Origin of the sequence: Microbacterium zouquanmingi (assembly GCF_052266695.1) — a bacterium.
Lineage (GTDB): Bacteria > Actinomycetota > Actinomycetes > Actinomycetales > Microbacteriaceae > Microbacterium.
In genome coordinates this window covers 231864-253517 of sequence record NZ_JBQPQZ010000001.1, presented here as the reverse complement: position 1 = coordinate 253517, position 21654 = coordinate 231864, and the positions used below count along the sequence as shown (strand labels likewise).

Annotated in this window: 17 protein-coding genes; 6 read left to right on the top strand and 11 right to left on the bottom strand. The window is 66.6% G+C overall.

The annotated features are described in order from the left end of the window. Window positions 1-104 precede the first annotated feature (104 nt). On the bottom strand, window positions 105-1115 hold the full coding sequence (locus tag ACTU6U_RS01190; protein WP_443467333.1) for a LacI family DNA-binding transcriptional regulator: 1011 nt from the start codon (window positions 1113-1115) through the stop codon (window positions 105-107). Window positions 1116-1304: 189 nt separating this feature from the next. Beyond that, the gene (locus tag ACTU6U_RS01185; protein ID WP_443467332.1) at window positions 1305-1763 is read right to left on the bottom strand and encodes a GNAT family N-acetyltransferase; all 459 of its coding nucleotides are present in this window, start codon (window positions 1761-1763) and stop codon (window positions 1305-1307) included. A gap of 117 nt (window positions 1764-1880) precedes the next feature. Between ACTU6U_RS01185 and ACTU6U_RS01180 the strand changes: the two genes are divergently transcribed. Further along, window positions 1881-4097, top strand: coding sequence for an NADP-dependent isocitrate dehydrogenase (locus ACTU6U_RS01180; RefSeq protein ID WP_443467331.1), 2217 nt, complete (start codon window positions 1881-1883; stop codon window positions 4095-4097). A gap of 189 nt (window positions 4098-4286) precedes the next feature. Here the strand turns inward: ACTU6U_RS01180 and ACTU6U_RS01175 are convergent, their stop codons facing one another. The 3 genes from ACTU6U_RS01175 to ACTU6U_RS01165 all read right to left on the bottom strand — a co-directional run bounded on the left by ACTU6U_RS01175 (window position 4287) and on the right by ACTU6U_RS01165 (window position 6969). Continuing rightward, entirely contained in the window at window positions 4287-5747 is a 1461-nt protein-coding gene (locus ACTU6U_RS01175) for a L,D-transpeptidase family protein (protein WP_443467330.1), read from the bottom strand. Window positions 5748-5965: 218 nt separating this feature from the next. Beyond that, entirely contained in the window at window positions 5966-6445 is a 480-nt protein-coding gene (locus ACTU6U_RS01170; protein ID WP_443467329.1) for a hypothetical protein, read from the bottom strand. Between the two features lie 116 nt (window positions 6446-6561). Next, entirely contained in the window at window positions 6562-6969 is a 408-nt protein-coding gene (locus ACTU6U_RS01165; RefSeq protein ID WP_443467328.1) for a RidA family protein, read from the bottom strand. 26 nt (window positions 6970-6995) lie between these two features. On the opposite strand from ACTU6U_RS01165, the gene ACTU6U_RS01160 reads away from it, so the two are divergent. From ACTU6U_RS01160 to ACTU6U_RS01140, 5 genes are read left to right on the top strand one after another with little or no spacing between them, the layout of a single operon-like run. Next, window positions 6996-8213 (top strand): type III PLP-dependent enzyme domain-containing protein, encoded by a 1218-nt coding sequence (locus ACTU6U_RS01160; protein WP_443467327.1) that lies wholly within the window; start codon window positions 6996-6998, stop codon window positions 8211-8213. Further along, complete coding sequence (locus ACTU6U_RS01155) at window positions 8204-11449, top strand: family 20 glycosylhydrolase (RefSeq protein ID WP_443467326.1); 3246 nt, start codon at window positions 8204-8206, stop codon at window positions 11447-11449. The genes ACTU6U_RS01160 and ACTU6U_RS01155 overlap by 10 nt, the downstream gene beginning before the upstream one ends. 5 nt (window positions 11450-11454) lie before the next feature. Then, window positions 11455-12642, top strand: a complete 1188-nt coding sequence (locus ACTU6U_RS01150; protein WP_443467325.1) for an ROK family transcriptional regulator — start codon at window positions 11455-11457, stop codon at window positions 12640-12642. Continuing rightward, window positions 12642-13607, top strand: coding sequence for an ROK family protein (locus ACTU6U_RS01145; protein ID WP_443467324.1), 966 nt, complete (start codon window positions 12642-12644; stop codon window positions 13605-13607). Before ACTU6U_RS01150 ends, ACTU6U_RS01145 begins: the two co-directional genes overlap by 1 nt. Then, window positions 13600-14379 carry a glucosamine-6-phosphate deaminase gene (locus ACTU6U_RS01140; RefSeq protein ID WP_443467323.1) on the top strand — a complete coding sequence of 260 codons (780 nt, stop codon included), beginning with the start codon at window positions 13600-13602 and terminating at the stop codon, window positions 14377-14379. Before ACTU6U_RS01145 ends, ACTU6U_RS01140 begins: the two co-directional genes overlap by 8 nt. Here ACTU6U_RS01140 and ACTU6U_RS01135 read toward each other — a convergent pair. From ACTU6U_RS01135 to ACTU6U_RS01110, 6 genes are all read right to left on the bottom strand, one after another. Then, window positions 14376-14807, bottom strand: a complete 432-nt coding sequence (locus ACTU6U_RS01135) for an NUDIX hydrolase (protein WP_443467322.1) — start codon at window positions 14805-14807, stop codon at window positions 14376-14378. The two genes, ACTU6U_RS01140 and ACTU6U_RS01135, sit on opposite strands and share 4 nt — an antisense overlap. Further along, the gene (locus ACTU6U_RS01130) at window positions 14800-16161 is read right to left on the bottom strand and encodes an FAD-binding oxidoreductase (protein WP_443467321.1); all 1362 of its coding nucleotides are present in this window, start codon (window positions 16159-16161) and stop codon (window positions 14800-14802) included. Before ACTU6U_RS01130 ends, ACTU6U_RS01135 begins: the two co-directional genes overlap by 8 nt. Beyond that, on the bottom strand, window positions 16158-16529 hold the full coding sequence (locus tag ACTU6U_RS01125) for a YrdB family protein (protein ID WP_443467320.1): 372 nt from the start codon (window positions 16527-16529) through the stop codon (window positions 16158-16160). The genes ACTU6U_RS01130 and ACTU6U_RS01125 overlap by 4 nt, the downstream gene beginning before the upstream one ends. Window positions 16530-16538: 9 nt before the next feature. Then, window positions 16539-18587, bottom strand: a complete 2049-nt coding sequence (locus ACTU6U_RS01120) for a sigma-70 family RNA polymerase sigma factor (protein WP_443467319.1) — start codon at window positions 18585-18587, stop codon at window positions 16539-16541. 379 nt (window positions 18588-18966) lie between these two features. Continuing rightward, the gene (gene nagA / locus ACTU6U_RS01115; RefSeq protein ID WP_443467318.1) at window positions 18967-20115 is read right to left on the bottom strand and encodes an N-acetylglucosamine-6-phosphate deacetylase; all 1149 of its coding nucleotides are present in this window, start codon (window positions 20113-20115) and stop codon (window positions 18967-18969) included. Further along, window positions 20112-21644 (bottom strand): beta-N-acetylhexosaminidase, encoded by a 1533-nt coding sequence (locus ACTU6U_RS01110; RefSeq protein WP_443467317.1) that lies wholly within the window; start codon window positions 21642-21644, stop codon window positions 20112-20114. The genes nagA and ACTU6U_RS01110 overlap by 4 nt, the downstream gene beginning before the upstream one ends. Window positions 21645-21654: the final 10 nt, after the last annotated feature.

The window sequence follows — 21654 nt, the reverse complement described above, 5'->3', positions numbered from 1 at the left end:
CCGGCGGTGCCGGGCAGTGCTTTCAGGTGTTGTTCGCTGTGTGACGGGTGTGGAATCGAAGCGCTTCGACAGCGGGCATGGCGCAACGATCGACTGCGGATCGGTCACGCCCGTGGGGGTGCGACTGACCCTTCCTCTCGATACTCGGGAGGAATCAGGTGTACAGACGGAACAAGCGATTCGTCGAGGCTTCGGACCGCGAGGTCGACGGCGAGATCGCAGGACAGCTGGGGGATGAGGGGGATGGTGTCGATGGCAACGGCCAGCGTCGTGGTGTCGAACGAGGCGCACGCGGAGATGACCGAGATGTCCACGCCGATGCGCAGGCCGCGTTCTGCGAGGACGGACAGGACGATCTCGTGCACATCGTCAGCTGCGTGGAGCACGAGTGCTGTCGCTCCCTCGTCGAGTGCGGAGGTGACAGCGCGACGGACGATGCGCTTGTCGGTGACGGATGCTCCGCTCGCACTGAACGCGGGTGCAACGCCGCGCTCCTCGGCGCGGGAGAGGAAGCCCGCACGGAGCCGGCGCGGGAAGTTCGAGCGGCGATAGGCGGTTTCGCTCTGCCCGATGAGTGCGATGTTCTCGTGTCCCGCATCGACGAGTCGGTCGACCGCCAGAGCGCCAGCACTCTCGAAATCGAGGTCGACGCAGTGCAGCCCTTCGTGATCATCGGGAATGCCGATGAAGATCGTCGGCGTGCGAATCGAGCGAGCGATCTCGACACGCTCATCGTCGGGGGCGACGTCGAGTACCAGTACGGCGTCGACCAGGTCGCTCGCCGTGACGCGGCTCATGCCTGCGGAGGCCTGCTCGTCGGTGAGGAGCAGGATGTCATAGCCGCGCTTGCGTGCTGCGACCGAGGCGGCAAGGACGAAAGCCATGTGCGTCGGCGCGTGAGTATCGGGACGCAGAGGCTCGGTGAGTGCGAAGATGTGCGTGCGTCGCCCTGCGAGCATCCGCGCGCCGGCATTGGGGAGGTAGCCGAGTTCTCGGACGGCATCCTCAATGCGGCGACGCGTCTTCTCAGAAACCGGTCGATTGCCGCTGAGCGCATAGGAGACCGTGCTGATCGAGACGCCAGCGGCTTTGGCCACGTCGTGGATCGAGGTCATGCGGACTCCATCGTCTCGGTGAGATCAGTTCATCGAAGCGTTTCGCGAAGCGCTTCGACGAAATGATATGCAGAGACGATGGCAGAGCGCAACCCTTTTGTGGGGTTGGGCAACAAAAAGAATGCCAGCGATCGAAGGAAGGCGACGGAGCCTCGGTGGGGGAGGGGATCCGAGACCCCGCCGCCGGTATTAGGGGGCGACCTGGATGGACGCGATTACCTCGCCGTACTCGGTCTCGCCGACCTGCGTGAAGCCGACGCGCTCGAAGAATGCGCCAGGGCCGCCATCGCCTGCCTCGTAGATGACATCGACGTGGCCCATGTCGCGCGAGCGGGCTTCGTCGATCAGCGCTGCTACCGCGAAGCGGCCGACGCCTCGACCCTGATCGTCGGCATCGACATTGATGCGCCACAGCACGGAGCGGAAATGCTCTTCGGGCGCCTCAGGGTCGAAGTTGGCGCTGACGAAGCCGACGACCTCGTTGCGATCGAGGACCACACGCTGCCAGGACGTCTGCGGGTTGATCACCGTAGCGGCGATCCCATACGAGACAGGTGCGAGGAACTGCTCCTGCCCTGGCTTGAGAGACAGGTTGTTGACCGCGACGATCGTCGCAGCGGACAGTTCGACCACGCGCAGTTCAGTCATACGCCCAGGGTAACGTCTCTGCGCAGTGTGTGCGCCAAGTTGTCAGCGAACGTTGATAAGTCGACTCAGGTATCTTGGTATCGAGACAAATTTGACTCGTGAACGGAGAATCTCCCGGTGACCGACGACGCCATCATCTATACGTACACGGACGAGGCACCGGCTCTGGCCACCGCGTCGCTCCTCCCGATCGTTCAGGCTTACGCAGGCAAGGCGGGAATCGAGATCGAGACCCGCGACATCTCGCTCGCCGGCCGCATCCTCGCAGCGTTCCCGCAGCGGCTGACGGCTGATCAGGAAGTGTCCGACGCGCTCGCTGAGCTCGGCGGCCTTGCCACACTGCCCGAGGCGAACATCATCAAGCTGCCGAACATCTCGGCATCCATCCCGCAGCTGAAGGCAGCCATCGCCGAACTGCAGGCGCAGGGCTACGAGATCCCCAGCTTCCCCGATGAGCCGTCCTCGCTCGAAGAGAAGGACATCCGCGCACGCTACGACCGCATCAAGGGCTCTGCTGTGAACCCCGTGCTGCGCGAGGGCAACAGCGACCGCCGCGCGCCGCTGGCCGTGAAGAATTACGCCAAGAAGCACCCGCACACGAACAAGCCGTTCGCCGAAGGCTCGAAGACCCGTGTCGCCACGATGAGCGAGAACGACTTCAAGCACAACGAGAAGAGCTGGGTCGCCGCCCACGACGACGTCCTCACGATCCGTCACACCGCAGAGGACGGCACGGTCACCGTGCTCAAGGACAACCTCAAGGTGCTGCCGCGCGAGATCATCGATGCGACCTTCCTGTCAGCATCCGCTCTCGATGCTTTCCTTGCTGAGACCCTCGAGGCGGCCAAGAGCGACGACGTGCTGTACTCGGTGCACCTGAAGGCGACGATGATGAAGGTCTCTGACCCGATCATCTTCGGCCACGTCGTGAAGGCCTTCTTCGCGGATGTGTTCGCTCGTTTCGGCGACCAGCTGGCATCGGCCGGCCTCAGCGCCAACGACGGCCTCGGCTCGCTCCTCGCCGGCCTGGCAGAAATCGAGGGCGGCAAGGCGATCGCTGACGAGTTCGCCGCGAAGATCGCAGCAGGTCCCCGCCTGTCGTATACGAACTCCGACAAGGGCATCACGAACCTGCACGTCCCCTCGGACGTCATCGTGGATGCCTCGATGCCCGCGCTCGTCCGCAATGGCGGCAAGCTCTGGGGGGTCGACGGCGGAGAGGATGACACGCTCGCTGTCATCCCGGACTCCTCGTACGCCGGTGTGTACCAGGCCGTGATCGAGGACGTCATCGCGAACGGTCCGCTGAACCCGGCCACGATCGGCACCGTGCCGAACGTGGGCCTCATGGCGCAGGCCGCTGAGGAGTACGGCAGCCACGACAAGACGTTCGAGATCGCTTCGGCCGGCCGCGTCGAGGTTCTCGATGGTGAAGGCCATGTCGTGATCGAGCACCGCGTGGGTGCGGGCGACATCTGGCGTGCAACGCAGACCAAGCACATCCCGGTCATGGACTGGGTGAGGCTTGCGGTTTCTCGTGCACAGGCGACCGGCGACCCGGCCGTGTTCTGGCTCGACCTGAACCGCGCCCACGATGCACAGCTCATCGCGAAGGTGCACCAGGCGCTTGCAACCCTCGACACCGATGGGGCGCAGATCTCGATCCTGGCCCCTGAAGAGGCGACGCGCTACACGCTCGCGCGCATGCGTCACGGCCTCGACACCATTTCGGTGACGGGCAACGTGCTGCGCGACTACCTCACGGATCTGTTCCCGATCCTCGAGGTGGGCACCTCGGCGAAGATGCTCTCGATCGTTCCGCTGCTCGCCGGCGGTGGACTGTTCGAGACCGGTGCCGGTGGATCGGCGCCGAAGCACGTGCAGCAGCTCGTCGAGCAGAACTATCTGCGTTGGGACTCGCTGGGCGAGTTCTTCGCGCTGGCAGCCTCGCTCGAGCACTTCGCGAACCGCACCGGAAACGAGAAGGCCCGCGTCCTCGCCGAGACCCTGGATGCCGCAACCGGCACCTTCCTCGAGGAGGACCGCTCGCCCGGGCGCAAGCTCGGCACGATCGACAACCGCGGCAGCCACTTCTACCTGGGGCTGTACTGGGCTCAGGAGCTCGCGAAGCAGACGAAGGATGCCGAGCTCGCGGCAGCCTTCGCCCCCATCGCTGAGAAGCTCGCAGCCGACGAGGCGGAGATCGTCTCCGAGCTCATCGACGCTCAGGGCTCTGCCGCGGACATCGGCGGGTATTACCGGCCCGACGTCGAGAAGGTCGCGAAGATCATGCGTCCCTCGCAGACGCTGAACGCGATCATCGACGCGATCTGACGCTGATTACGCGAAAGGCCGGATGCTTCAGCATCCGGCCTTTTACGTATTCATCACGCTGCTCGCGCGGCTCATTCCTGCTCATTCCTGCTCGCGCTGCTTATTCCTGTTCGCGCGGCGAAAATATCAGCAGCGCGAACGGTTTTGAGCAGCGCGAAGCAGGGAACTGCAGCGTGGAGCAGGGCGGCGTCAGTAGTGCACGTTGACGGTGACGCCCTCGGGCGACCAGTTGTACAGCCACTGGGCCTTTCCGATGGGCATGCCCACGCAGCCGTGGCTCATCGGGTTGCCCCAGTTGCTGTGCCAGTAGACACCGTGCAGCGCTTCATCACCGTTGAAATACATGACCCACGGCACATCCGGCTGGAAGTAGTTGGGCGCCTTGGTGAGATCGCGGTTGCCCATGTTCTGGCTGGAGGTCTTCCAGCCGATCTGGAACGACCCGGTGTGCGTAGCGTTCTCGCCGATACCTGAGGACACATACCAGGAGTCGACGACAGCGCCGTTCTCGATAGCCGAAACCGTCTGGTTCGAGAGGTTGATGTCGATCTCGCGAACGAGCGCCGTGCTCTCGAATGGAGTCTCTGTGACCGCGATCGGCTGGACGGCATCGCCAGCCTCGATCTTCTCGGCGAAGTCTGCGGCGACCGTGCTGGTGTCTCCAAGTGCGCGTCCGTTGACACCGGCCGTCAGCTCTCTGAGCACGGTGCCGTTGGCGTTGGTGATGGTTTCTGCGGACACGGGTGCGCGATCGACCGCGGCAGGAAGGGCATCGACAGTTGCTTGGATGGCAGCTTCGTCTGCAACGACACGCAGCGTGCCGTCCTCGTCGACGACATCGATCCAGGTCGCAGCGACAGCGGGAGCCACCGGAACGGTGCGCTCTTCTCCGATATAGAAGCCGAGCGTGGTGAGCATCGTGTTCAGGTTGGTGGCGACGTCTGTGGCGTCGGCATCGCTGACGGCGGCAGGCGCCTCAGAGGGCGCGCCGGAGTACTCACCGGCATTGTGGTCTGAGGCGACGGCATCGGTCATCGCCGCGGTGAGGCCAGTGAGGTCGACGCCGGTTCCGGCGATGGCCGGGGTGGTCGCATAAGTGCCAGTGGCCTCATCGAAGACGACGGCCGCGTCGACAGCGTCTTCGTAGCTTGTCGGAGCCAGCGCGCGCAGAGTCTTGTGCGCCAGCGCGGGGTCAAGGGCGATGTCGCCTGCGATCGGGGCCGACATCCACGAGCCGACATTCCACATGGGGTGCTCGGTGAATGCCGCATCAGCAAGCGCCGCGGCATCGACGCTCGCGCCGATCTCGGAACCGGTGATGACCGGTTCGCCGTTGACATCGGTCAGCGTGATCTCCACGTCAGCGAGGCGGGACTCGACGACGTCAGCGGCGGCGCCAGGGGTCAAGCCGCCGACCGGGATCCCCGCAATCGTCGTGCCAGGAGCGATAAGGACCATCGAGGCGGCGCCCAGAGCCACCAGCAGTGCACCCGCGCCGAGTCCTACCCAGAGGGCGGTGCGGTGCTTCTTGGGTGCGGGCTCGCGAGGTGCCCACTCGAGTGGCTGATCGCCATCGTTCGGCGGCAACGCCTCTGTAACCGCTGCGCTCGGAGCGGTCTCTGCACCAGGTGATGCGATGAGATCGGTCACGAATTCACCCCCCCGTGAGTTGACGTGACATATCCCACTATCATACGGGGCTGTTTATAACGGCGAGGCAACGGTGTGTCAAGCAGAGGCGCCCCGGCATCTGACGATGCCGGGGCGCTTCGAGGTTCAGNGTTTTGTTGAGAGGGGGGGGGAGGGGGTGTGGAAAGGAGGGGCCCCCGGGCGTTTGACGGTTTTGGCCCGCTTCGAGGTTCAGCCGATCAGCTGCAGAGTTCCTGCAGTGCGGTGGCCGAGTCCGTCATGTCGGTGGTGATGGTGCTGAGGTCGGATGCTGCCGACATGTCCTGGTCGACGAGAACCTTGGAGAGCACCTCGCTCAGCGCTCCGAAGTCTTCGTAGACCGCGGTGGTCGCAGCCTTGACCTCTTCGTTGGAGACGCTGTCTGCTGCGTCGCCGAAGGCGGCGACGACGGTGTCGAACTGGTCGACAGTGGTCTGCGGGTCGGTCGCCCCGGTCGTGTCGATCTCACCGGCGGCGGTGCTCGCCTCCTGGAGCTTGGGCAGCACGATGCCACAAGCCTCTTCGACGGACTGGTCGGTGTTGGTCTCTTCTGCGGGCGCCGAGCTGTCAGCCGAGTCGGCCGAATCATTCGAGGTGTCCTCGGACGCGCCTCCCGAACATGCGGTGAGGCCGAGGACGGCGACGGTGGCGATGGCGAATGCTGCGATACGACGGTTCATATGTGATTTCCTCAATGACGGCACCACGAAGAGCGGTGCGATTCTCCGGTCGGTGACCAAGTCAAACACATCAGAAGGGTCGCCGCCGATGGGGAGGAGCACCCATGGGGGAAAGCTCAGCTCTCGACAATCGCGATTCCGTCAATCTCGACGAGCATCTCCTCGCGGGGAAGGCCGGTGAACACGGTGGTGCGCGAGGGAAGCACGCCGCTGGGGGTGTGCGCGGTCACGAAGGCGCCATAGGCGTCGTTCATGGCGGCGAAGTCCGATCGCTCGGTGAGGTAGACCCGCAGCATCACGACGTCGTCGAAGCTCGCACCGGATGCCTCGATGATCGCCTTGACGTTCTCGAGGGTGCGTGTGGTCTGGGCGGCGACGTCGCCGGGGTAGAGGTATTCGTTCGTCGTCGGGTCGACGGGGCCCTGACCGGAGACCTGGACGAAGGGTCCTTTGCGCACTCCCTGTGAGAAGGTGTGCGCGGCAGCCGGTGCGGCGTCAGTGATGATTCGGGTCTTCATGGTCATGCTTTTTACCCTAGTAGCATTGTTAGATGCCTCTACTAATTCCGGATCCGGTCGTCGGGCGATGGGCCAAGGCGTTCCCCACTCGAGCGCACGGACTGCGGCTCTCTGACATCGCCGATGCGGGACTACGGCTGTCCGAGTTCCGCACCCCGGTGATGACCGTGAATGAGACAGCCCTCGCGCACAACGAGACCACGGTCTTCGACTGGGCTGCGGAGCAGGGAGTCGTCCTCGCCCCGCACGGCAAGACGACGATGGCGCCGGCCCTCTGGCAGCGTCTTCTCGACGCCGGTGCATGGGGGATCAGCGTGGCCACCCCATGGCAGGCCTCGATCGCGATCGAGGCGGGTGTTCGCCGAGTGCTCATCGCGAATTCCGTGACGGATGCCGCGGCCGCGGCCGAACTGGGCCGGGCGCTCGCCGCCGATCCTGATCTGCGGATCATCTGCTGGGCGGATTCGGTGGACACGATCACGATTCTCGCGAGCGCGGGCATCGATCCTCGGTATCCGCTCGATGTGCTCGTCGAACTCGGCGGCGCCGGCGGGCGCACCGGTGCACGGACGATCGACGAGGGCGAGAGGGTCGCTCAGGCGATCACCGATGCCGCGGGACTCCGGCTCGCCGGCGTCGGCGGTTACGAGGGGCCGTTCGGTCCCGACCGAAGTGCGGAGTCGGTGCAGGCGGTCGATGCCTTCCTCGGCACCATCCTCGAGCTGCACCATCGACTGTCGTACCTGACCGGCATCCGTCCGATCCTCACGGCCGGAGGCAGCTCGTTCCCGGATCGGGCGGCGACAGTGCTCGCATCAGAAGGCGACGACGTCGAGATCGTGCTGCGATCGGGGGCCTTCCAGATCCACGACGACGGTTTCTACGAGCGGATGTCCCCGTTCGGGCCGCTCACCGGTACAGCGCGGCTGCGTTCGGCGATGCATGCGTGGGCACGAGTGGTCTCACAGCCGGAGCCGGGACTCGCGCTTCTGGATGCCGGCCGCCGAGACGTGCCGTTCGACATCGACCTTCCCGTCCCCCAGTCCGTGCAGGGTGAGATCACCGCGCTGAACGATCAGCATGCGTTCTTGCAGTTCGCCCCAGGGGGGCAGGTTCCGGTCGGCACCGTGGTGCGTCTCGGGCTGTCGCACCCGTGCACGGCCTTCGACAAATGGCGGGTCGTGCCGGTGATCGACGATCCGGATGCGGATGACCCGAACATCATCGGTGCGGTGGCGACATGCTTCTGAGCGCGGAACAGGCTGCCGCGGGACGCGTGCGGATCTACCGCCGCGCCACAGTCATCGACGGCAGCGGTGCTCCGCGGTACACGGCAGATGTCGCTGTCGAGGGAGAGCGGATCGTCGCCGTCATCCGCACAGGCGACGAGCGAACTCTCGAGTTGCCGGCCGGTGCGGTCGAAGTCGAGGCGAGCGGTCTCGTCCTCGCCCCCGGCTTCATCGACATGCACGCGCACAGCGATCTTGCCGTGCTCACCGGCGCCGCGCACGAGGTGAAGCTGCGCCAAGGCGTCACCACCGAGGTCGTGGGCCAGGACGGCCTCGGATATGCTCCGCTCGATGACGCGGCGGCGTCGGTAATTCCCGCGCAGATCGCCGGATGGAACGGCCCGTGCGATGCGCCATGGCGCACGATGGACGACTTCCTCACCGCGATAGACGCGGCAACGGCGGCGAACGTCGCCGTGCTGGTTCCCCAGGGGAACCTCCGGATGATGACCGTCGGTCATGAGAACCGGGCCGCGACCGAGGCGGAGATCGGCCGGATGTGCGCGCTGCTGGGCGCAGCGCTCGACGCCGGCGCATTCGGAATGTCGAGCGGACTCACGTACACGCCGGGAATGTACGCCTCCACCGCTGAGCTCGAGGCCCTGTGCCGCGTCGTGGCCGAGCGAGGTGGATACTGGGCCCCGCATACCCGCAGCTATGGCGGGGGAGCCCTTGACGCTTACCGCGAGGCGCTCGATATCGGTCGCCGCACAGGCTGCCCCATCCACCTCACTCACGCCACGATGAACTTTGCGCCCAATCGCGGTCGTGCCGCCGACCTGCTCGCGCTGGTCGATGCGGCCATCGCTGACGGCGTCGACGTCACTCTCGACACCTACCCGTATCTGCCGGGCGCGACGACGCTCGCCGCCCTCCTGCCGAGCAGGCTCGCGGGCGGCGGAGACCTCATCGCCGCCATCCGAGCGCTGGATGCCGCTGGTCGTGAGCAGGTGCGCGTCGAACTCGAAGAAGTCGGCTGCGACGGCTTCCACGGAGAACGGGCGGACTGGTTGCAGATCGAGATCTCCGGCACCGCGAATCCCGCCCTCTCCGGGCTGGTCGGATGCACCATCGCCCAGATCGCTGCTGACCAAGTCCGACGCCCTATCGATGTCGTGCTCGACACGATCGTGGAGGATGCCGGGGCCACCGGCATCCTCATGCACATCGGTGACGAGCAGAACGTCCGCGAGATCATGCGGCATCCGCATCACACCGGGGGCAGCGACGGGATCCTGATCGGCGCGAAGCCGCACCCTCGCGGATTCGGAGCGTTCCCGCACTACCTGGGGCGCTATGTGCGAGAGCTCGGCGTCCTCAGTCTGGAAGAGGCTGTGCAGCATCTCTCGGCCACACCGGCGCGCAGACTGGGGCTCGATCGCGCGGACGCACCGCGTGGTGTGATCCGAGAGAGAGCCGCGGCCGACCTCGTGCTGTTCGATCCTGATACCATCGCCGCCGGCGCGACCTTCGACGATCCGAGAGCACGACCGGTCGGAATCATCGAGGTGCTCATCGCGGGCGCCCCCGTCGTCGCGAATGGCGATGTCACGGGTGCCGCACCCGGTCGCGCACTTCGGATGCCGCCGCCGCCTCACCGGGCGACCATGCCGCTGATCGAGGCCGAGATCGACCCGCACCGCGCGTCGTTCGTGTTGCATCGCGATGCAGCCGTCATCGCGCCGGAGTCGCTCGGCGGCGTCGGCGCGATTCTGCGCGAGAGTCTCGGACTGAGCGATGCGACGAATCCGGATGCTCCGCGGATCGTGCTGCGAATCGATGACAGTCTCGAAAGGGATGAATCGTTCCGGATCGAGGCCGATGGCGACCAGATCGTGCTCGCCGGGGCTGCACCGGTAGCCGTCTTCCGGGCAGCGATGACTCTGCGTCAGTTGTGCGCTCCCGACGCGGCGATCGGCTCTCGCATCCCCGCTGGCACGTGGGCGGGCGCCCCCGCTCACCGCTGGCGCGGCGCGATGCTCGACGTCGCACGGCACTTCCGGCCGGCGGCCGACATCCGCCGACTGGTCGACCTGCTCGCCGCCCACCACCTGAATGTGCTGCACCTTCACCTCACCGATGACCAGGGCTGGCGCTTCGAGGTGCCCGGATTCCCCCGGCTCACCGAGATCGGTGCGCGCCGCGACGCCACTCAGCGCGGTCACGGGCCCCGTGCGAGCGTTGTTGCCGGTGTGCACGAAGGGTTCTACACGACGACGGAGCTTCGAGAGCTCGTCGAGTATGCGGCAGCTCGCTTCGTCACGATCGTGCCGGAGGTCGAACTGCCGGGTCACGTGCAGGCTGCGCTTGCGGCCTATCCCGATCTCGGCAACGTCGACGTCGGCGAGGCGGCCACGGCGCCCTGGGAGCGATTCGGAGTCAACCCCCGCGTCCTGGCGCCGACGCCAGACGCATTGGCATTCGGTCGTGCGGCGATCGATGCGCTGTGCGACGTCTTCGACTCGCCCTGGATCGGGATCGGCGGTGACGAGGTTCCGGTCGACGAATGGGCGCAGAGTCCCGCGGCGGCCGAGCGGATGCAGGAGATCGGCCTTGCTGCACCGCACGACGTGCAGCCGTGGTTCACCCGGCACTTCGTCGAGCATGTCCGCGCCCGCGGGCGCACGGCTATCGCGTGGGATGAGGTGCTCGAAGGCGACGTCCCCGATGGTGTGACGATTCTCGCCTGGCGCGGCCCCGTGGCCATGGCGGAGGCGCTGCGCCGCGGCATCCCGGTCATCGGATGCCCCGACCTGCACACCTATCTCGACTATCGCCAATCCGCATCCGATGATGAGCCGGTGCCGGTCGGTCCTCCGCTCTCGCTCGAGCGGGCGTACGGTCTGAGCCTGCCGGACGGCGTCATCGGTGGGCAGGCGAACACCTGGACCGAGCACCTGACGACCCGTGACCGCGTGGACTTCGCAATGTTCCCGCGTCTGAGCGCCATCGCGGAACGACTCTGGGCCGGGGGCGCACCGGGCGACATCGAAGGCTTCCTCCGCCGTCTCCCGGTGCAGCAGAGCCGACTGGCCGCCGCCGGCGTGCAGTATCGTCAGCTCGACGGGCCGACACCCGACCAGCGTCGGCCCGGCATCCCCGGGAAGCCGATCAGCATCGCCGACCGCGAGCAGATCGTGACGGAGCTCGTGAAAGAACTCCGACTTGCGCAGACCCCTGTTCGTAAGGTGAACTAACAAACATGTCCGAAACGGGTGAGCCGCGGGATTCGACCCCTGTCCAGTACGTCAGCGCGCAGCCGCATGCCTTCGGGCCGGCGCGCTCTCTGCGTTCCCGCGCCAAGGTGCTCCCCGAACATGCCCGCGGGCACAACAGGGCGCTGGTGCTGCAGACGCTGTACCACGCGGGGTCGATGAGTCGCGCCGATCTCTCGCGCGAGACCGGGCTGACCCGCGTGACCATCTCCGATCTCGTCGCCGAATTCATCACAGACGGGATCGTCATCGAACTCGGCATCCGCGAGACGAGCGGCCCCGGAAAGCCGCCTATCCTCATCGACATCGATCGCCTCGGGCACCAGATCATCGGGCTCGATCTCTCGGACACCGAAGTGTTCCGCGGCGCGGTTCTCAGCCTCGACGGCGACGTGCTGGTGCGCCGTGAGGTCGCACGGCCCGCGCAGTCCGACGGAGGCGCAGCTTATGACGCGGTTCTCAGCCTCAGTCGCGCACTCGTGTCTGCGGCCACCGCGTCGCTGCTGGGCGTGGGCGTCGGCACCCCTGGCGTCGTGCGCCCGGACGGGGTCGTCCTGAACGCTCCCAACCTCGGCTGGAGGGACTTCCCTCTCGAGGCCCGACTCGGAGCTGACCTCGATCTGCCTGTGCTCGTGCGCAATGACGCGAACGCCGCGGTGCTCGCCGAATACACGTTCGGGGACGCTCGGTCCGACTTCATCCTGATTAAGATCGGATTCGGCGTCGGCGCAGGTCTCATCTCCGGCAGTCAACCGCTGATGGGAAGCCGTTTCGCCGCCGGTGAGATCGGGCACGTCATCGTCGGCACCGACGGGGGGCCGCACTGCGTCTGCGGACGAGACGGATGCCTGGAGGCCTGGCTCAGCGTCACGCGACTGCGCGACGAAGTTGCAGCACACCCCGATGCCCGCGACGTGATCCTGCGCGATGCGGGAGCGCGCATGGCGATCGCTATCGCTCCCATCGTCACAGCGCTCGACCTCTCTGAAGTGGTGCTCTCCGGACCATCCGATCTGCTCGACGGGCCGCTCATCGAGGCGGCCACCGAAACGCTGCGCGCCCGCACGCTCGAAGGTGTCTTCGACGACGTCGTGATCCGGCTCACCCGCCAGGACGACATCGTGCTTCGCGGTACTGCTGTCATGGTGCTCTCCGGTCAGTTGGGAGTCTCGTAGTGCCACTGGCAGACCTTTCCCGCGTCGTTGCCGTTCGCATCGGTCTTGACATCGGCGGGACGAAGACAGATGCCGTCGCCGTCTCGGATGCGGGCGACATCATCGGCCGCGTTCGTCGCCCGACAGGGCACGGAGCGGATGCTGTCGTCGCAGATGTCGTGGACAGCGTCCGCGAGTTGCAGGCAGAAGCGGGCTTCGATCTTGCGGATGTGCGCAGCGTCGGCGTCGGCATCCCTGGCCTCGTCGACGCAGCACATGGTCGGGTGCTGCACGCGGTCAATCTCGGTGTGGAGTCGCTTGATCTGGCCACGCTCGCCGGCGCCAGGCTCGGTGTTCCTGTCGCCGTGGAGAATGATGTGAAGGCCGCCGCTCTCGGCGCAGCATCCCTGCGCGGATCGCAGGCTGCTCCCTCGATGGCGTACCTCAACCTCGGCACGGGAGTGGCCGCCGGAATCGTCGCAGACGGTCGCCTCTGGAGAGGCGCCAGAGGCACGGCGGGTGAAGTGGGCCACATCTCCGTCGATCCGACCGGACGAGTGTGCACCTGCGGTCAGCGCGGCTGCATCGAGACGCTCTGCGGCGGAGGCTCGGTCGCCCGCGCCTGGGGACGACCCGGTGCCCTCCCTGTGCGCGACATCTTCGACGCGGCCGACGCAGGCGACACCGAAGCGCTGATGCTTCGCACCGACCTCGCGCGCGGCGCAGCGGCCGCCGTGCGGGTGCTCGTGCTCAGTTGTGACGTCGAGACGGTCGTCATCGGCGGCGGAATCACCGCCCTCGGTGAGCGCCTCGGCGTCCTCATCCGAAACTCTCTCATCGCCGATGCGGCAGGGTCGCCGTTCCTGCGGTCGCTGCATCTCGATGAGAGAATCGAATTGCTTCCCTCCGGTTCTCCGGCGGCCGCCCTCGGCGCCGCGCTGGTCGGAGCGCTCGCCCCCGAACAGGAGATTGCTATCCATGGCTGAAGTCGTCATCGTCGAGAACCCCGCTGCTGCGGGAGCGCTGGTCGCGGATGAGATCGTGCGATTGATCGCGCGGCGTCCGGATGCCGTATTGGGCCTTGCCACCGGATCGACTCCGCTCCCGGTGTACGAGGCGCTGCACGGACGTCTCGCGGGAACAGATGTGTCGCAGGTGCGCGGATTCGCTCTCGATGAGTACGTCGGCATCGACCCCGCTCACCCCGAGAGCTACCGGTCTGTGATCACCCGCGAGGTCGTGGAACCGCTGGGTCTGAACCCCGAGCGCATCCACACTCCGAACGGTGCTCTGGAGAGCGTCCAGCATGCCGGTGCTGACTACGAGGCCGCGATCGAGGCTGCTGGCGGCGTCGACCTGCAGATTCTCGGAATCGGCACCGATGGTCACATCGGATTCAACGAGCCCGGCTCATCCTTCGCTTCGCGCACGCGCGTGAAGACCCTCACCGAGCAGACCCGCAAGGACAACGCCCGCTTCTTCGACTCGATCGACGATGTGCCGATGCACTGCATCACTCAGGGCCTCGGCACGATCCAGCGCGCGCGGCATCTCGTGCTCCTCGCGTTCGGCGAAGGGAAGGCACGGGCCGTCGCCGGTGCCGTCGAGGGGCCAGTCAGCGCGCTGCTGCCGGGGTCGGCCATTCAGCTGCACGAACACGTGACGGTCGTCGTCGATGAAGCCGCAGCCTCCCAGCTGAAGCTCGCCGACTACTACCGTTACGCCTTCGACAACAAGCCGGAGTGGCAGGGGCTCTAACGCCGGGAGGGCGCGTCCTGGTCCCGCGCGAGCGCGGGCCAGGCGATCGGCAGCAGGTGCTCGAGGCTCAGCGGCGCGAGCTCGAGCGTGCCGATGTCTGCCGGGGTGATCCATCGCAGCTCGGCGAGCTCGGCCTGCACGCTGACCGCATCCGCGTCGATCGTGAGCGCGAACGCGTCGGCGATGACGCGGTGACCCGGTTCATTCGCGGCGGCGGACGTGAATCTGCCCAAGGGCTCCAGTTCGGTCTCGGCAACGATCAGCCCGAGCTCTTCATCGAGTTCGCGGGCGAGCGTCTGGGCCGGGCTCTCGCCGGCCTCCGGCTTCCCTCCCGGCTGCATGAACGCGGTCGTGCCCTGCTTGCGCACGACGAGCACGCGTCGGGTCTGATCGTGGATCACCGCCGCGCTGACGTGGATATCAGGCATGATCGAACACCTTTCCGGGATTCAGGATGCCGAGGGGATCGAACACGCGTTTGATCTGTCGCTGGATCCCCCACTGATCCTCGCCGAGTTCTTCGGAGAGCCACCGGCTCTTCAGTATCCCGATGCCGTGCTCGCCGGTGAGGGTGCCGCCCAACCGGATCGCGGAACGGAACAGATCATCTGCGGCGGCCCACACGACGTCGGGGACCTCTTCGCCTTCGAAGATGAAGTTCGGGTGCAGGTTTCCGTCGCCGGCATGGGCGACCGAGGGGATGATCAGCCCATACTGCTTTTCGATGCGGGCGATCTCGTCGTACATCGCCGGCAGGGCGCTGCGCGGCACCGAGACGTCTTCGATCAGGGTCGTGCCGAGACTCGCGAAGGCGCCATGCATCGAGCGGCGGATCGTGAGCCGCCGCTCGCCCTCGGTGCGGTCATAGGTGAGCGCGACCTCTCCGCCTGCCGTGCGCAGGACCTCTGCGATGCGATCGGCATCGGAGCGGGCAGTGGGCCCATCGGTCTGGATGGTCAGCTGTGACGTCGCGGGCGGGGGAGCGGACAGCGACAGGTACGCGTGCACTGCGGCGAGGCTGGTCGCGTCGATGAGCTCCATGATCGCCGGCTGGACACCGGATGCCGTGACCGCGGCCGACCCCATTGCCGCTGCGCGCACACTCGAGAACAGTGCGGTGAGCGTGCACGTCTCGCCCTCGACGACGCGGCGAAGTTTGAGAGTGGCGCCGACGACGACACCGAGGGTGCCCTCCGAGCCGATGACGAGCGACGTCAAGTCGAGACCGGTGACGCCTTTCACGCTCCGGTGCCCCAGGTGCAGGAGGCGCCCGTCGGCGAGCACGAGATCGATGGCGAGCACGCAATCGCGGACCACGCCATATTTCGCACACAACAGGCCGCCGGCGCCGGTGGCGATATTGCCTCCGACGGTGGAGATGTCGCGGCTGGCGGGGTCAGGTGGCCACCACAGTCCGCTTTCGGCGAGCAGGGCGCCCAGATCCGAATTGAGGATGCCGGGCTCGACGACCGCGATCAGATCATCTGGGCGAATCTCGAGCACCCGATTCATCCGTACGGTCGACAGCACGATCTCGCCGGGGCCGGCATTCGCAGCCCCTGCGAGCCCAGTTCCGGCGCCGCGAACAACGACCGGAGTGCGATGCTCGGTAGCAAGACGCATCGTCTGCTGCACGTGGGTGATGCTCTCCGCGTGCACGATTGCGAGCGGTCTGCCACGGGAGCGATGTCCCGACCGGTCAGAGCGCGCGGCCTCCAGAGAATCTTCGGCGACGTCGACAATGTCGCCGAGTGCTTCCCTCAGGGCCGCGAGGGCGGTCAACGCAGGTTTCTCCTACCCGTGACGACACCGGTTGCCACGGCGACGACCGCGAAGGCGATGCCAGCCCACGCCTGTCCCATCGACCACCACGCCAGCGTGACGCCTGCGTAGATCAGCAGTTCGACAGCCGCGCGGATGAACGGATGCAGCTGCAGTACGGCGCGAGGAGAGAGGAAGAGCGCCCAGACCAGCAGCACGACGGCGGGTGTGCCGAGACCGAGGACGAGGCTCCACGGGAAGCCCCACATCGAGAAGCCCCAGATCGCAAGCGACGCCAGCGCGACGATCAGGACGACGGTCCGAATGATCTCGAGTGGACTGATCCTGGGCCGGGTGGGATCGGGGACGGCGTCTACTGCTTCGGGCATGATCCCAGTCTATTCGGCCGGGATCGATTCCTCAGTCGGCGCCGGTTCGGGCTCCTCGATGGCAGGTTCGTCGGAGGGGACTTCCGCCGCGGGAGCGGTCTCAACGGCATCGGTGGACTCGTCGGCAGCGGGCTGCTCAGGAACCATGGTCTCTTCGATGGCGAACTCGTCTGCTGGCATCGCCGCTGAGGGAGGCTCGACGGCGCTCTGCGGCGCCTGCGCGAGAGGTTCGACGTCGGTGGGCTGTTCGGCGGAGGCTGCTGAATTGCGGTTGGCGCCAAGGGACCAGAGTGTGCTCATGAGCGGATACTCCGCACCATCGTCAGTGAAGTACTGGATGGTGACGCTCGCATTGCGCACGATCTGGATGAAGGTAGGACGCAGGTCCAGCACGCCAGCGCCGTCGGCATCGAGAACGATCTGCCCCGCACCGTTCGAACTGCCGTCGATGAGCGCCTGCACGGTGGTGCCGGGAACCCCGTTCACGGTGATGTTGAGATGGGTCTTTCCTGCGCTGTCGATCGAGACCGATGTGCCGACGATCGTCACAGGAGCGGTGGGACCGGCTGGTTCGGCGGGGTCTGTCGGGTCGACAGGAGGCTCCGTGGGATCCACGGGAGGGTCCGTCGGATCGGTCGGGTCCGTGGGGTCGGTGGGGTCCGTGGGGTCGGTCGGGTCGGTCGGGTCGGTCGGGTCCGTCGGCTCCGTCGGGTCCGTCGGATCGGTCTCCCCACCGTCGCCGGGGTCGGTCGGCTCCGTCGTCTCTATGCCGTCGTTACCCTCACGGTCGCCGGACTGCTCGTCGTCGACAGGCGCAGAGGCCTCTTTCACCGGTGCCTCGGCGACGGGCGGCGCGACGGGCGGCTGCAGGTCGGGAGCATCCTTCGGCGTCTTCTTCTCCGGAACGTCGAGAACGAGGGTGTCCTTCGACTCGATGCTGCCATCGGGCGCGACATCCGAAGAGATGGATGAGCTGTCTGCATCACCAGCGCTGGGCAGTGACGTCACGGGACTGGCAACGAGAAGACCGGGGACGATCGCCGCGGCTGCGACTACGCCGGCGACGACCAGCGCCGCCGATCCCGCGCCGACGAGTGCACCGATGCCCGTGATGGCTCCGCCACTCGCACCGCTGCCCGCTGAGCCGCTGCCAGCGGTGCTCGCCGCAGCCTCCACACCGGCCGGTGTCGCACCGGTGACGACGACGCCGCCAGCGACCACGCTGGAAGGCATTGCGGCGATGGCGACGGCAGGAACACCGCCGGTCTGCAGCATGGCTGCGTAACCGCTGGCTCCGGCGATACCCAGGACCAAGGGCAGCAGAACCAGCGCGAGTCGGCTGGAGACCTCATCGGCTTCGCCGGCGACGATGAGGCAGCGTGCGCAGCCACCGAGGTGCGCGTCGACGCGTGCGCGGTCTCGTGTGCTGACGTTGCCGCGTGAGTAAGCTCCGAGATGCTCTATCGTCCAGTGGCATTCCGAATCGGAAGCTGTGCTGCGAAGGTGCGCCTGCACCCATGCCTCGCGCAACCCCTCGCGGGCGCGGAAGGCGAGCTGGGACACGGCACCGGCCTTCATGCCCAGCAGGGGGCCGATCTCGGCAGGCTTCATCTGCTCGATTTCGGAGTACCAGAGCACCTCTTGCCAGCGCGTGGGCAGGCTGCGGAACGCTTGCGCTGTCAGTCCGCGGTCGAGCGCGTCGTTGGTGGCCTGTTCAGTGCTGTCAGGGTCGGGAACGGTCTCGAGCTCGTCCATCGCGGTCTCGCGACGCGCGCGTCCCCACGCGGCGGCAGTATTGCGGATGCTCGTGAACAGGTAGGCGCGGAACGAACCGTTCGGGCCGCCGCCCTTCAGGATCGCCTGATAGATGCGTGCGTACGACTCCTGGACCAGGTCATCAGGATCGATGCTCGACGTGACTGAGCGGGCGACCGCGACGCCCGACGGGTAGTGGCGGCGCCAGAGCTCACCGAACGCTTCACCGTCTCCTGAGCGGGTGCGCAGGATCAGGTCAGCATCAGCTGCCGGTTCGGTCTCAGAGGTTTCGTCGTTATGCACTGTCATCCGTAGGTTGTGGGGCGTGTCGTTGGCCTCCACAAGAAGAGACGCGTGAATCGCTCATTCATCACGCGCCCGAGCTATTCTCTCGCGAAATTCCCAGCCTGGCCAGCCCTGGGGATAACTCGGAGACAATTCTCAAAAAATCTTTTCGATCTCGCGTAATGAATCGGCATGACGTTCGTCTCCTAGGTGAGAGACAGCCACAAGAACTCCACCGGGGGGCGGAGTTCGGCTCCGATGCAAGGGGTAAACGCATCGGTCGGGCAGGCTCAGGACCCTCGGGGGAGGAGGTCCTGGGCCTCCCGCTCTCGGCCCGGAGGGAGCCGGGGTCCGCCGCTGGGGAGGGCGGCCCCTCCACCTCTCATCGCGCGTGTGCTCAGCGCACTGCCGCGCCCGTCTGCACATGCTTCACCTGCAGTGCTGCGTCCAGCACCACGGCATCGCCGACGAATCCGGGTGCGAGCTGTCCCAGACGCGCGCCCAGACCGATCGCTGCCGCTGGCGTCTGCGTGAGTGCACGGACAGCGTCGACCAGAGGCACTCCTGCCTGCACCGCGCGCTGGAGTGCGATGTCTTGAGTGAGAGTCGATCCCGCAATGGATCCGGTGGCATCCGTGCGCGCAATGCCGTCCTTTACCGTCACCCGTACTGCACCGAGGTCGTAACTGCCATCGGCGCTGCCGGCGGCCGCCATGGCATCGGTGACAAGCGCCACCCGGCCAGGAGCTGAGTCGAACAGCAGCTTGATGACCTTCGGGTCCAGATGCACGTTGTCCGCGATCGCCTCGAGCACGACGCGGTGGTCTGCCGCGGCGGTGAGCACAGGACCGGGCGCGCGGTGATGGATGCCGGGCATCGCGTTGAACGCGTGAGTGAGGATCGTCGCTCCTGCATCGAACGCGGCACCAGTCTGAGCGGCATCTGCGCTCGTGTGGCCGACCGCGGCCGCAGCGCCGGCCGCGACGATCAGTCGGATCGCCTCGATACCGCCGGGCAGTTCCGGGGCGAGCGTGACCTGGCGCACCGTGCCACGCCCCGCGTCGAGCAGCCGCTGCACGTCCTCCGCCAGTGGAGCGCGAAGCAGAGACGGCTCATGCGCGCCGTGGTGCGCGACATCGAGGAACGGTCCTTCGAGGTGCGAACCGAGAACATCGGCATCCGTCTGCATCAGGTCTGCGATCGCACCGACCTGGCCGATGAGATCGTCAATAGAGGCCGTGACGAGCGAGATCACCGCACGTGTCGTGCCGTGATGCCTGTGCATCGCGCGTGCGGCGCGGATCGCCTCCGCGCCGTCGTCATAGGATGCTCCGGCGCCGCCATGCCCGTGGATGTCGACGAAGCCCGGCGCGAGCACGGCATCCGGGCCGGCGATCGTCGTGGCGTCGAGGATCGTGTCGGCATCGGGCCAATCAGACTCGGTGCCGACTTCGACGACCAGACCGTTCTCGAAGCGCACCCAGGCGTTCTCAGTCTCGGTCCCGTTGGTGATCAGACGGGCGGAATGGATCACGGTGGCGCTCATCGGTTGCTCCAATTGACCTCGGCGGGGCGGTGGCCTCCCCATTCTGCGGCATCCCACACGGCGCCGAGTCCGCCCACCCGCTCCCGGAACGACGACCACTCGCGGCGGTCGGTAGCCGACCAGGCCGTCTCTGCGAGCGCGGCGGCACGGGGGAAGAAGAGCTGATCGATGTCGGCGAGCGTCGCGATCGTCTCGCTCCACAGCGGACCCTCCACTCCGATGACGGCTTCGGCGGGGAGATCGTCGACGATCGCCGTGGGCTCCCATTCGTAGGCGGTCTTCAGATCGATGAGTGCTGCCCAGTCGAGACCCAGCGCAAAATCGGCGTCGTACTTCTGGTCGAGGTATGCGGTGTCAGACGGTGACATGATCACCCGGCCCCCGCGCTCTGCGAAGCGTCGCGCCTCATCGGCGTGCGCCGCGGATGGTGTGACGCTTCCCCAGTACTGGCCGATCGTCCCCTCGGCTACCTGCGCGGAGCCCGCCTCGTGCCACGTGACGGGTGTCTTGCCCAATTCTGCGACCAGGGCGGTGACCCGCTCCATGAAGGCGTCGAAGTCCGCGGGTGGGGTGCCGAGTGCTTCGTCGCCGCCGACATGAAGATACGGTCCGGGAGTGAGGTCGGCGAGTTCGGAGAGGACATCCCGCAGGAACTCCCACGTGCTCTCGTCGTGGATCTTCACCGAGGAGTGTCCGACGCCCCAGCCCAGGTACGGCTCGCCGCTGATCGGCAGCGGCTGGTTGAGTGATTCTGCCTGCGCGATGAGCGCATCGTTCATGACCGGCTCCTCGACGATGCCGGGATACGCGAGGCCGATCGCGTGCGTGTGACCCGGCAGGTCGATCTCCGGCACGACGAGCATGTGGTGCGCGCTCGCGTGACGCACGATCTCCTGGAAATCGGCCTTCGTGTAGAACCCTCCCGGACGCCCGAACACTGCCGTCGTCGCCCCCTTCTCGGTGAGCAGCGGACGACTCTCGATCTGCAGCCGCCATCCCTGGTCGTCGGTGAGGTGAAGGTGCAGACGGTTGAATTTGAGGGATGCCGCCCGCTCGATGAACGCCTTCACCGTGTCGACGTCGAAGAACGTGCGCGCGACGTCGAGCATCACCCCCCGGTACTCGAAACGCGGGGCGTCATCGATGTCGACGCGCGGCAGCGTCCATGCGGCGCCATCGCGCATGAGCAGCTGACGAACGGTCTGGATGCCGTAGAAGAGACCGGCGGCCGCGCCCTCAATGCGCACGACCTCGCCGACGCGCACGGTGTAGCCCTCCGCGCCGTGGTCGGGATCGTGCCGGAGAACGAGATCGCCCGGTTCCGCGGCGCCGTCCACGATCTCCGGACGGCGCCCAACGCGCTCGGCGATCACATCCGCCAGGACGGATGCTGCGGCATCCACCTGCTCTCGGTGCGTGCTGGCCCCGGGAGCGCCGTCCTCGACGACGACGCGCGCACTCGAAGCGAGGGCGAGTGCGCCGGTGCGCTCGACGAGGATGGAGGGAGCGGGAACAAGTGGAAGGGTCATGAACAAAAGG